Here is a 12,113-nt window from a genome sequence, read left to right as displayed (position 1 = left end):
ACATGCCTCACCGCGAAACCGCGCGGCTCAGTCCTCCGGCTCGCCCGAGACGATGCCGCGCAGCCAGTCACGGGCCTCGACGAACACGTCGTCCGCGTAGCGATCGGGGTACTGCACGACCTGCCGGTCGGCGCGCGGGTAGGAGCCCAGGAAGATGAGCTTGGGGCTGAAGCGCTTCAGACCCAGGAGCGCGTCGGCCATCCGCTCGTCGTGGATGTGGCCGTCGGCGTCGATCACGAAACGGTAGCGACCGAGGGCGTCTCCGATCGGCCGCGACTCGATGAGCGAGAGGTTGATGCCGCGGGTCGAGAACTGCTCGAGCAGCTCCAGCAGGGCACCCGGGTGGTCGTCGGGGAGCTCGGCGATGAGCGAGGTCTTGTCGGCTCCCGTGGGCGGCGGCGACGGCGCCGTGCGCGAGACGAGCACGAACCGGGTCACGGCCTCGGAGTTGTCGCCGATCGCCTCGGCGAGCACCTCGACCTCCTGATGGCGGATGACGCCGGGCGCGGCGATCGCGGCCTCGGCCGGCAGCGAGCCGTCGAGGACCCGAGCGCGGAGGCCACATTGCTCGCCGCCGGAACGTGGGTGTGCGCGGGCAGGTGGTCGCCGAGCCAGCGGTGGCACTGGGCGTAGGCCACGGGGTGGGCGGCGATGGTCTTCACATCCGCGAGCGAGGTCCCGGGCGCTCCGACGAGCACGAAGCTCACCGGAACGAGGTACTCGCCGACGATCCGGAGCCCGGGCAGGGTCGCCAGCGCGTCCTGCGTGGTGGAGACACCGCCCTCGATGGAGTTCTCGATCGCGATCATGGCCGCGTCGCTCGTCCCCGAGAGCACGTCGTCGAGCGCCTCGCCGACGTTGTGCACGGCCCGCCAGATCTGTCCGCGCGCCTCGGCGACCTGATCGAGGGCCGCCTCCGTGAAGGTCCCGCGGGTCCGAGATAGCTGTACGTACGTCGTGAGGGGACGGATGCCGCGGAGTCGGAGTTCACCCGCAACAGCCTAGTCCCGCGATCGTTCGTGACGGGAGCCACCTGACAGACGCGGCGCCCGGTGACAGACTGGGCGCATGAGCCGCGCAGGACTGCCCGCAGAAGAATCGGACCTCGTCGACATCGATGAGCTGATCGACGCCTACTACGACCGCCGGCCGGATCCGGCCGTGGCCGCCGAGCGGGTCGTGTTCGGCACGAGCGGCCATCGCGGCTCGTCGCTGTCGGGCAGCTTCAACGAGCACCATATCCTCGCCACCACCCAGGCGATCGTCGACTACCGGCGTTCGCAGGGCATCGGCGGGCCGCTCTTCCTCGGGCGCGACACGCACGCGCTCTCGCGCCCCGCCGAGCGCAGCGCGATCGAGGTGCTCGTCGCGAACGGCATCGACGTGCGGGTCGACGCCCGCGACTCCTGGGTGCCGACCCCGGCGCTGAGCCACGCCATCCTCACGGCGAACCGCGGAGTGTCGGATGTCGCAGCCCTCGCCGACGGCATCGTCATCACCCCCTCGCACAACCCGCCCCGCGATGGCGGTTTCAAGTACAACCCACCGAACGGCGGGCCGGCCGACACGGATGCGACGGGCTGGATCGCCGAGCGGGCGAACGCGCTCATCGCGGGCGGACTGGCCGAGGTCACCCGCATCCGATTCGCCGACATCGATGCGGCGCGCATCGGGGAGTACGACTTCCGCGACGCCTATGTGCGCGACCTGCCGTCGATCATCGACGTGGAGGCGATCCGCCGTGCGGGCGTGCGGATCGGCGCCGACCCGATGGGCGGCGCCTCGGTGGAGTACTGGGCGCTCATCGCCGAGCTGCACGGACTCGATCTGACGGTCGTGAACCCCGAGGTCGACCCGACCTGGCGCTTCATGACACTGGACTGGGACGAGAAGATCCGGATGGATCCTTCCTCGTCGAACGCCATGGCCTCGCTCGTCGCCAAGAGGGGCGACTTCGACGTGCTCACCGGCAACGACGCCGACGCCGACCGGCACGGGATCGTGACACCGGATGCCGGGCTCATGAACCCCAACCACTACCTGGCCGTCGCGATCGACTACCTCTTCTCGCACCGCCCGACTGGCCCGCGGAGGCGGCGATCGGCAAGACGCTCGTCTCGTCGATGATCATCGACCGGGTCGCATCCTCTCTCGGTCGGACGCTGCTGGAGGTGCCCGTCGGATTCAAGTGGTTCGTGCCCGGGCTGCTCGACGGCTCGGTCGCCTTCGGCGGCGAGGAGTCGGCGGGGGCCTCCTTCCTCCGCCGGGACGGCTCCGCGTGGTCGACCGACAAGGACGGCATCCTGCTGTGCCTGCTGGCCGCCGAGATCATCGCCGTGACCGGGAAGACGCCGTCGGAGCGCTACCGCGAGCTCGAGGCGGAGTTCGGCTCCTCCGCATATCAGCGGGTGGATGCACCGGCGACGCCCGAGCAGAAGGCGACGCTGGGCAGGCTCTCCCCGGACGCGGTGAGCGCCACCTCGCTCGCCGGCGAGGAGATCACCGCCAAGCTCTCGCACGCCCCCGGCAACGATGCGGCGATCGGCGGGCTGAAGGTGCAGACCGCGCACGCCTGGTTCGCCGCCCGCCCTCCGGCACGGAGGACGTCTACAAGCTGTACGCGGAGTCGCTGCGCGGCCCGGAGCATCTCGCCCAGGTCCAGGAGGAGGCCCGGGCCGTCGTCTCCGAGGCGCTCTCCGGTCGTTGAGCGGAGCCCGTCCTCCCGGTCGTTGAGCGAAGCCCGTCCCCCGGTCGTTGAGCGAGAACCCGCGTAGCGGGATCGAGACGAAACGCAGTATCAGCGCGGCAACGGCGGCACCGATCGCGCCAGCCGCACCCCCACTTCGCGCAGCCACCGCTCCGGGTCGGCGAGCGCCGCCTCGGCGAAGCCGGCGATCTCGGTGAGGGAGACGGATGCCGCGAACAGCCCGGCGTCGGCATCCGCGGCGATCCGGCCGGCGGCCAGCAGAGAGACCGTTCCCGACCGCGCGGCGAGATCGGCGACGTAGGACGGCACCTTCCCGTCACCGGACTGGCCGTCGTAGGAGCCCTCGCCGGTGACGACGACATCAGCGGTCGCGAGCGCCTCCGGCAGCCCGATCATCCGGGCGACTTCGGCAGCACCGGGCACCAGACGCGCACCCCAGGCGACGAGCGCGCCGCCCACGCCGCCGGCGGCTCCCGTTCCCGGGGTTGCCGGGTCGAGCCCGATGAGCCCGGCGAAGCGGCCGAGCGCCGCATCCACCCGGGCGATGTCCTCGGGCGCGATCAGCCCCTTCTGCGGGCCGAAGACCGCCGCCGCGCCGCGCAGTCCGGTGAGCGGGTGGGTCACATCGGTGAGCACGATCACCTCGGGTGCGGGTCGCAGCCCGGCGAGCTCGACCGATGCCGCGTCGAGCAGGCCGCGCGCTCCGGAGGCGACCGGCGCACCCTCGGCGTCGAGGATGCGCGCGCCGAGAGCGGTGAGCATGCCCACCCCGCCGTCGGTCGAGGCGCTCGACCCGATGCCCAGCACGAGACGCGAGACGCCGTGGTCGAGCGCGGCGGCGATCGCCTCGCCGAAGCCGGCCGTGCCAGCGTCCCAGGGTTCGCGGCGGTCGCCGAGCAGCTCGATCCCGGATGTCGAGGCGAGGTCGATCACGGCCGTGCCCCGGGGCGTGCCCTCCGTCGGCGGCAACAGCAGCCACCGCGCGGGGATCGGGTCGCCCGCCGGCCCCGTCACGGTGACCGCCATCTCCCGGGTGCCGTCCACGGCGGCGGCGAACGCCTCGACCGTCCCCTCCCCGCCGTCGGCCATCGGCCGCAGCACCAGCTCGGCATCCGCGTCGACCGAGCGCCAACCCTCGGCGAGCGCGGCCGCGGCATCCGATGCCGAGAGCGTCCCCTTGAAGCTGTCGGGGGCGAAGACTATCCGCATGTGCGCTCCTCCTGCTCATGACGTTACCCCTGCCCGCCGAACCCCCACGCGTCCGCCGCACGCGCCTCAGGCGCTGGCTCGGCGCACGAGCCCGGGCATCAGGGTCACGCCCTGCGCCGGCTCGCCCCCGATCACCGCGGTGAGGGTTGCCACCGCGGCCTCTCCGAGTGCATCGAAGTCCTGGCGGACGGTCGTCAGCGGCGGACGGTAGTCGGCGGCATCCGTCACATCGTCGAAGCCCACGACCGCGACGTCTCCGGGCACGGTGCGCCCCGACTCGGCAAGCGCGCGCAGGGCACCCAGCGCCATCTGGTCGTTCGCGGCGAAGAGGGCCGTGGCCGTATCGGGCAGGTCCTGCAGCGCACGGAACCCGGATGCCGCGCTCCAGTCCCGCGCAGCACCTCCCCGGCCGGCCGCCCGGCCAGCGCTTCGCGCCAGCCCCGCTCGCGCTCGGCGGCGGCGAAGGAGCCTTCGGGCCCCGCCAGGTGGTGCACGGTCTCGTGCCCGGCAGCGAGGAGGTGCGCGGTCGCGAGGCGCGCCCCGGCGGCGTGGTCGGTCTGCACGACGACGTAGCGCTCATCGGGAGGGGAGTCGACCACGACGAGCGCGAGGGAGGCGGGCACCTCGAGCGTGCGAGCCAGCGCCGTCGCCTCGTTGAGCACGATGGCCCCGTCGATGCCCTGCTCGTGGAGACGGGCGAAGGCGTCGGCGACGTCGTCGCGGCGAGGGGCTGTGACCACCGTCAGCGCGTAGCCGCGGGTCGCGGCCGCGAGGGAGATCGCCTCGAGCGTGCGGGAGTTACCCACGGTGGCGAGCGTCGACACGACGAGTCCGATGGTCTGGGTGCGGCCGGTGCGCAGCGCCCGCGCCGCGCGATGGGGACGGTAGTCGAGCGCGACCATCGCGGCTTCGACGGCGGCGCGCGTGGCCGGGTCGACACGCGGGCTGCCGTTGACGACGCGCGAGACGGTCTGCGCCGAGACGCCGGCGCGCGCGGCGACATCCGCCATCGACACTCGTCTGGTCATCGTCCCCTGCCCGCAACTCCGGAAAGTTCAGTCATGTTGACGATAACATGGCTTCGCTGTACCGTGAACAGCGTGAGTTCTCCGGAATCGTCGACCGAGCACCTCGGCGCGGGTGTCGTCAAGCGCGCCACCCGTCTCGCCGACGGACGCGAGCTGATCTACTACGACGACCCCGACACCGCCCTCGGCCCCGAGCGCGCCATCGACACCCGCATCCTCGATCCGCGTCCGGAGACCTCGAGCATGCGCCTCGACATCCTCACCGGCGACTGGATCACCGTGGCCGCGAGCCGGCAGAACCGGGTCATGATGCCCGGGCCGACGCCGATCCGCTCGCCCCCAGTCGCCGGCGAACCCCTCCGAGGTCCCGTCGCTCTACGACGTCGCGGTCTTCGAGAACCGCTCCCCCGCCTTCGGCCCCGCCCTCGCCGAGGCACACGGCACCGCGCCCGCCGCCGCGAACCCGCCGCGCGGTCTCGACGACCTCGACGCCCTCGGGCTCGGCCGCACCCGCACCTCCGTCGGCCGCTGCGAGGTGGTCTGCTTCAGCCCCGACCACTCCGGATCCTTCGGCACCCAGACGACCACCCGCGCGCGCACCGTGATCGAGGCCTGGGCCGACCGCACGGCGGCGCTGTCGCGGCTGCCCGGCATCGAGCAGGTCTTCCCCTTCGAGAACCGCGGCGCGGCGATCGGGGTGACCCTCCCGCATCCGCACGGGCAGATCTACGCCTACCCGTACATCACGCCGCGCACCGCCCGCACCCTGGAGAGCATCGACCGCACCGCGCCCGATCTCTTCCGGCGCATCCTCGACCTCGAACAGGCCTCCGAGCGGGTCGTGCTGCAGGGGGCGCACTGGACGGCGTTCGTGCCCTTCGCCGCGCGCTGGCCGCTGGAGGTGCACCTCCTGCCGCACCGGCACGTTCCCGATCTCGCCGAGACGACCGAGGCCGAGCGCGACGAGCTCGCCCCGCTGTACCTGACGCTGCTGCGCGGCGTCGACGCGCTCTACGAGACGCCGACCCCGTACATCGCCGCCTGGCACCAGGCGCCTGTCCACGTCGGTCGCGACACCGTGCGCCTGCATCTGCAGCTGACGAGCCCGCGGCGCGCCGCCGACAAGCTCAAGTTCCTCGCCGGCTCCGAAGCCGCGATGTGGGCCTGGGCCACCGAGATCACCCCGGAGGACGGCGCCGCCCGCCTGCGCGAGGCCGTCCAGCGCGCGGCGGAGTCCGCCGCATGACCGCGCAGCGATCGGATGCTGCGACTGCACTGTTCCGCGATCTCACCGGTCACGCCCCGCCGGCGTCTGGTCGGCCCCGGGCGCGTCAACCTCATCGGCGAGCACACCGACTACAACGACGGCTTCGTGCTGCCGTTCGCGATCTCGCAGCGCACGACGGCCGCGGTGGCGGAGCGCGCGGACGACCGCATCCGTGTGGCATCGTCCTTCGCCGAAGAGCCCGTCGAGGTCGCTCTCGCCGAGCTCTCGCCGGAACTCTTCACCGGGGTGACCGTACCCGAGTGGGCCGCCTACCCTCTCGGCGTCGCCTGGGCGCTGCGCGAGGCGGGCGCCTCCGGCACGGGCGTCGACATCGCGATCGTCTCCGACGTGCCGGTGGGCGCGGGGCTCTCGTCGTCCGCCGCGATCGAGGGTGCCGTCGCGACGGCGCTGAACGACGTCTGGCAGGCCGGCCTCGACGCCCGTGCACTCGCCCGGATCGGCCGTCGTGCCGAGAACGAGGCCGTCGGGGCGCCGACGGGGATCATGGATCAGATGGCCTCGATGCTCGGGGAGGCGGATGCGGCGCTCTTCCTCGACTGCCGCCGCCTCGAGACGACGCTCGTCCCGCTCGGCTTCGCAGAGGCGGGCCTGGAGGTGCTCGTCTTCGACACGCGCGTGAAGCACTCCCACGCCACCGGCGGCTACGGTCAGCGCCGCGCCTCCTGCGAGCGCGGCGCCGCGGCTCTGGGCGTGCCGGCGCTGCGGGATGTGGCGGCATCCGACCTCGACCGGGCGGCCTCGCTCCTGGACGCGGAGACCTTCCGGCGCGTGCGACACATCGTGACCGAGAACCAGCGGGTGCTCGACACCGTGCGCACGCTCCGCACCGAAGGCGCCCGCGCGATCGGCCCACTGCTGACCGCCTCGCACACGTCGATGCGCGACGACTTCGAGATCTCCACGCCCGAGCTCGACACGGCCGTCGAGGCCGCCCTCTCGGCCGGCGCCCTCGGGGCGCGGATGACCGGCGGCGGCTTCGGCGGCGCGGCGATCGCCCTCGTCTCCCACGCGGATGCGGACGGGGTGTCGGATGCCGTCACGGCGGCGTTCGCGGCATCCGACTTCACCCCGCCCGACATCTTCACGGTCGTGCCGTCGGCCGGAGCGGGGCGCGACGCATGATCGCGCCCGATTCGCGGACAGTGTCCCGATCTGCCGACGGATACCGGAAATCACTCCGCGAATCGGGACACCGTCCGCGGAACGGGACGCCGCAGCCGACCGGCCGATAGGGACGAATCGCGGCGAGGATGCGAGACAATGGCTCGGCAACAGAGAGGACCCTTATGTCGTGGCTGGTCACCGGCGGTGCCGGATACATCGGAGCGCACGTCGTGCGCGCACTGCAGGGGGCGGGGCTGACCCCCGTCGTGCTCGACGACCTCTCCAGCGGCCGATCGGGATTCGTGCCGGAGGGCGTCGCGGTCGTCCAGGGCAGCATCCTCGACCGCGCGGTCGTCGAGCAGACCCTCCGCGTGCACGGCGTCGAGGGCGTCATCCACGTCGCCGGGTTCAAGTACGCGGGCGCCTCGGTGCAGCGCCCTCTGCACACCTACGCGCAGAACGTCGAGGGGACGCGGGTCATCCTCGAGGCGATGGCGGCCGCCGGCGTCGCGAACATCGTCTTCTCCTCGAGCGCCGCCGTCTTCGGCACGCCCGACGTCGCCCTCGTGACCGAGGACACCGCCAAGCGCCCGGCGAGCCCCTATGGCGAGTCGAAGCTCATCGGCGAGTGGCTGATCCGCGACCAGGCCGTCGCGACGGCCGGCACCGCGGCGCCGCTGCGCCACACCTCGCTGCGCTACTTCAACGTCGTCGGGTCCGCCGATCCGGCGGTGTACGACGTCAGCCCGCACAACCTCTTCCCGATCGTGTTCGAGAAGCTCCTCGCCGATGAGACCCCGGTGATCTTCGGCGACGACTATGACACCCCGACGGCACGAACGTGCGCGACTACGTCCACGTCGGCGACATCGCCCTCGCCCACGTCGCCGCCGCGCAGCGCCTGGCCGCCGGTGAGCCGATCGAGCCTGCCTACAACCTCGGCTCCGGCGATGGCCTCTCGGTGCGCCAGATCATGGATGCGATGGCGGAGGTCACCGGCATCCGATTCACGCCCGAGATCGGCCCGCGCCGCCCGGGCGACCCCGACCGGATCGTCGCCTCGGGCGAACTCGCCGCCCGCGACCTGGACTGGCGCATGCGTCACACGGTCGAAGACATGGTGCGCTCGGGCTGGGAGGCCCGCTCCGCCGCCGCCCCTTGACCCGCCGGTCTCACTTGTTGCGACATCCGCCTCACCGATCCCGCAACAACTGAGACCGACCACTCCGGCGGTCTCAGAAGATGCGGCATCCGACGCCGACGACCCACAACAAGTGAGACCGACGCGACAGGAGCCCCTCGTACCGGGGCGATGTTTCAGCCGAGAGGCGGCACCACGTCGCGCTCGCGGATCGGGAACAGCCAGAAGCACAGGAACGACAGCGCCGTGAATCCCAGCGGGATCACCGCGAGCATGATGCGGATGCCGCCGTCCACCGACTCCGGCTGCGCGTGGCCGAGAGCCGCATCGAAGCCGCTCGCCCGCAGCACCCACGCCGCCACGATCGCCTGGATGACGATCGAGCCGCGGACGATGAGTCCGTTCACGCCGAAATAGACGCCTTCGCGGCGCCGTCCGGTGCGCGCGGCGTCCTCGTCGATCACCTGCGCCAGCACGACCTCGATCAGTTGCAGAAGCCCGCCGACGCCCACGCCCACACCGACACCGACGAGAGCGGCTCCGATGACGGAGGCCGGGAACCAGTAGCAGAGCACGGTCACCCCGAAGACCGCCACGGCGATCAGCAGCGCCGTGCGCGGGGCGAGGTGGCGCAGCACCCATCCCCAGCCGAAGATGGCCGGGATCGCGGCGGCGAAGATCGCCCCCAGCAGGATCGAGCCGTCGGCGTCGGCGGCGCCGAGCGAATAGCGCACGTAGAAGGGGATCGCGGCGAGGATCACCGCGATCGAGGTCTGCACGAGCAGCGACCCGAGCACGTAGAAGACGAAGGCCCGGTTGGCGAAGGTGTAGCCGAGCTGGGCGGTCCACGGCATCCGTTCCTCGGGTTCGGGCGCCGCCTCGCGCTCGATCATGCCGCCGCCGAACGACCAGGCGAGCATCCCGAGGCACACGACGCTCAGAACGATGGCCATGCCCGCCCAGCCGATCGTGCCGTAGAGGGCCGGGGCGCCGGCGGTGCCCAGCACCATCCCGACGATGCCGAAGACCTGCCTCGGCACATTGCCGCGGGCGCGCTCGGCGGTCGTGCGGAAGATCTCCGGGAACAGCGCCGAGATGTTCAGCACCACGACGACGAAGGCGATGTCGTAGAGGGCGACCACGACGAGGAACCAGACGATGAGCCCGCCGTGCGAGAGCGCCGGCGGCACCCACACGAGCGCGAAGGCGACCACGAGCGGAACGATCCCCAGGCCGATCCAGGGCACACGGCGGCCCCAGGGCGTGCGCATCCGGTCGGAGACCGTGCCGACGAGAGGGTTCAGCAGCGCGTTGAGGATGCCGTGCGCGATCATCGCGGCGGCGACCCACTCGGGCGGAACCCCGAGGTGCGCGGTGTAGAAGTAGACGACGAATGCCGAGAACGTCTGCGTCATCAGCTGGATCGGGAAGGCCGCGCCGCCGAAGGCGAGCAACTGCCGGCGGGTGGGCGCGCCTGTCAGACGACGGGATCGGATGCCGTCGAGCAGAGTCATCGCGCCTCCTCCCGCTGCACGTCGCGCAGGCTCCGCCAGCCGACCCGCACGAGCCCCTCCTCGGCGATCACCGCGGCGACGGCAGGGTCGGCCAGCAGCCGCTTCTCGTAACCCCGTTTGGCGGCGGAGAAGTCGACGGCGGCGCGCAGCTCCTCGGTGTCGTCCATCGGATGCAGGTACAGCTCGGTGACGCCGGGCCTGGTCGCCCGCAGCAGTTCGACGAAGCCGTCGCGGACCTGCTCATAGCCCTCTTCCTGCTCCGTCCCCTCGCCCTGGAGGGGGAAGGGATGCGTCCACAACCGGTCCGGCAGGACGATGCCGAGCGCGTCGGCGACGGCGATCGCCTGATCGAGCACGGCCTGCACCCGCGGGTCGTCGCTGACGCCGTCGGCGAAGCGCGGAAGCCGGAACGGCAGCCTGTGGCGGGCGGCGAGCTCGAAGACCGTCGCGAGGAAGTCCCGGCCGGTCTCGAGCCCATAGACGGAGCCCATGTGGTTGTCGAGGTGGGTGACGTCGACGCCCGCGGCCAGTGCCGCCTCGAGCTGCGCGGCGAACTCGGCGGCGACATCGGCGGTGTCGGCCTGCTCCTCGACCGTGCGGACCTCGGCGGGGAAGTACCCGTCGTCGTCGGTGAGGCTCGTGCCGACACCGGTCAGGGGCCGCCAGCGGTACCGGGACCACTCGCTCGTGAGCACGAGGTGCACTCCGACATCGAGGTCGCGACGCGCGGCGGCGAAGGCGAGGGCCTCGGGCGCCCAGGCGCAGGGCAGCATGACCGTCGCCGAGTCGAGATGGCCGGCGGCCAACAGCTCGGTGATCGCGGTGTTGGCCGCGTGGCACATACCGAAGTCGTCGGCGTTGAGGATGATCGCACGGGTGCCTTCGGGATGCCCGAGACGCGCGATCAGGGTCGGGGACGTCATCGTCTGCTCCGTTCTGCGGTGAGACCGAGGATCCGCTCGAAGAGGGCCGCGCGCAGCGCTGTGCAGGCCTCCCGGGCGGCACCGGTCAGGGTGGCCTCGGTGCCGCCGCGCGAGAGCCGGAACGCCATGGGCAGCAGGTGTGCGAAGCGGGCGGCACGATCCTGGACGGCGTCGACCAGCACGGGGTGGGCACCGTAGCCGGTGAGCAGGATCGCCTGGGGATCGATCGTGAGCGTGACGGTGGCGGCGAGCACGTGGATCCGCTCGGCGATCATCTCGACCATCCGCAGCGCGGCGACGTCTCCGGTCGCGGCCGCATCCAGGTGCGCGGGGAGCGGGAGCGCCGGGTCACGGCCGGCGTCGCGGGCGAAGTCCGCGTACACCTCGACGCTCAGCACGGGGGTGCCGATCGGCACCGAGGGCTGTGGGAGGAAGCCCAGCTCACCGGCGCCGCCGCCGACGCCGCGGTGCAGGCGGGAGTCGATCACGATCGCCGAGCCGATCGCGTCACCGATCGACAGGAGCACGAAGTCGGTGAGTCCGTGACCGGCGGGGCCGGCGAGCTCGGCGAGGGCGGCGAGGTTGATGTCGTTGTCGAGCGTGACCGGGCAGCCGAGCCGTCGCGTGAGCTCGGCGTGGAAGACCCCGCCGTCGGGGCCCTGGTCGTCACGGAGGGTCGTGCCGCCGGCGATGATGCCGGGGATGCCGACGATCGCGTGGAGCAGCTCGCCGGGAACGTCGCTGCGGCACTGGTCCACAAGGTCGGCGATCTGCTCGGCACGGTCCTCGGGGTGCGCGTGGCGGGCCGACCGCTCGGCGCGGATGACGCCTCGCACGTCGATGAGGGCGACGTGCACGCTCTCTCGCCCGCCGTGCACGGCGACGGCGAAACCGAGGTCGGGATCCAGCGAGAAGCGCGTCGCGGCCGGGCCCTTGGTCGCCCGGTCGACACCGGCGATGTGCACGGCTCCGGCGGACTCCAGCATCCGGAGCACCTGGGTCACTGCGGTGCGGGAGAGCCCGGTGGCCGCCATGAGCTCGGCCTTGGTGAGCGATCCGCGGCGGGCCAGGGCGTCGAGGATCGCCCGTGCGTTGAGCGAGCGCAGCAGCGCCTGCGGACCTGCGAGGGGTAGTGCCACACTGTCTCCCGGGGCGTCGGTGCCGAATCGGATGCCGGATGCGCCCGGCCGCGGACAAGT

5 protein-coding genes and 6 pseudogenes are annotated in these 12,113 nt (G+C 72.2%); 4 read left to right on the top strand and 7 right to left on the bottom strand.

Features of this window, described 5'->3' with window-relative positions:
• Positions 1-27: 27 nt before the first annotated feature.
• Positions 28-991 (bottom strand): annotated as a pseudogene (gene pheA, locus KAE78_RS08975) (prephenate dehydratase).
• A gap of 77 nt (positions 992-1,068) precedes the next feature.
• Between pheA and pgm the strand changes: the two are divergent.
• Positions 1,069-2,707 (top strand): annotated as a pseudogene (gene pgm / locus KAE78_RS08970) (phosphoglucomutase (alpha-D-glucose-1,6-bisphosphate-dependent)).
• Between the two features lie 90 nt (positions 2,708-2,797).
• Here pgm and KAE78_RS08965 read toward each other — a convergent pair.
• The 3 genes and pseudogenes from KAE78_RS08965 to KAE78_RS08955 form a co-directional block, all read right to left on the bottom strand.
• Positions 2,798-3,916: a glycerate kinase gene (locus KAE78_RS08965; RefSeq protein WP_223170598.1), complete on the bottom strand. Its 1,119-nt coding sequence runs from the start codon at positions 3,914-3,916 to the stop codon at positions 2,798-2,800.
• Positions 3,917-3,982: 66 nt separating this feature from the next.
• Positions 3,983-4,354, bottom strand: coding sequence for a substrate-binding domain-containing protein (locus KAE78_RS08960; protein WP_223172455.1), 372 nt, complete (start codon positions 4,352-4,354; stop codon positions 3,983-3,985).
• Between the two features lie 38 nt (positions 4,355-4,392).
• Positions 4,393-4,926: pseudogene (locus tag KAE78_RS08955) on the bottom strand (LacI family DNA-binding transcriptional regulator); the annotation flags it as partial.
• Between the two features lie 51 nt (positions 4,927-4,977).
• Here KAE78_RS08955 and galT point away from each other — a divergent pair.
• From galT to galE, 3 pseudogenes are all read left to right on the top strand, one after another.
• Positions 4,978-6,190, top strand: a pseudogene (gene galT, locus KAE78_RS08945) (galactose-1-phosphate uridylyltransferase).
• Positions 6,187-7,354, top strand: a pseudogene (gene galK / locus KAE78_RS08940) (galactokinase). Before galT ends, galK begins: the two co-directional pseudogenes overlap by 4 nt.
• A 164-nt stretch (positions 7,355-7,518) precedes the next feature.
• Positions 7,519-8,498: pseudogene (gene galE, locus KAE78_RS08935) on the top strand (UDP-glucose 4-epimerase GalE).
• Positions 8,499-8,653: 155 nt separating this feature from the next.
• Here the strand turns inward: galE and KAE78_RS08930 are convergent.
• The 3 genes from KAE78_RS08930 to KAE78_RS08920 are packed head-to-tail and all read right to left on the bottom strand — an operon-like array spanning position 8,654 to position 12,053.
• Positions 8,654-9,991, bottom strand: a complete 1,338-nt coding sequence (locus KAE78_RS08930; RefSeq protein ID WP_223170595.1) for an MFS transporter — start codon at positions 9,989-9,991, stop codon at positions 8,654-8,656.
• A complete protein-coding gene (locus KAE78_RS08925) occupies positions 9,988-10,914 on the bottom strand; it encodes a polysaccharide deacetylase family protein (RefSeq protein WP_223170594.1) in 927 nt (308 codons plus the stop codon). Before KAE78_RS08925 ends, KAE78_RS08930 begins: the two co-directional genes overlap by 4 nt.
• On the bottom strand, positions 10,911-12,053 hold the full coding sequence (locus tag KAE78_RS08920) for an ROK family transcriptional regulator (RefSeq protein WP_223170593.1): 1,143 nt from the start codon (positions 12,051-12,053) through the stop codon (positions 10,911-10,913). Before KAE78_RS08920 ends, KAE78_RS08925 begins: the two co-directional genes overlap by 4 nt.
• Between the last annotated feature and the right edge of the window lie 60 nt (positions 12,054-12,113).

This window comes from Microbacterium sp. NIBRBAC000506063, from assembly GCF_017968845.1.
GTDB lineage: Bacteria > Actinomycetota > Actinomycetes > Actinomycetales > Microbacteriaceae > Microbacterium.
This window is presented reverse-complemented; position numbering and strand designations above follow the sequence as displayed.

Excerpts from the sequence above, each read along its gene's own strand:
- KAE78_RS08965 (WP_223170598.1), bottom strand. The coding sequence starts at position 3,916 with ATGCGGATAGTCTTCGCCCCCGACAGCTTCAAGGGGACGCTCTCGGCA.
- KAE78_RS08930 (WP_223170595.1), bottom strand. The coding sequence starts at position 9,991 with ATGACTCTGCTCGACGGCATCCGATCCCGTCGTCTGACAGGCGCGCCC.
- KAE78_RS08925 (WP_223170594.1), bottom strand. The coding sequence starts at position 10,914 with ATGACGTCCCCGACCCTGATCGCGCGTCTCGGGCATCCCGAAGGCACC.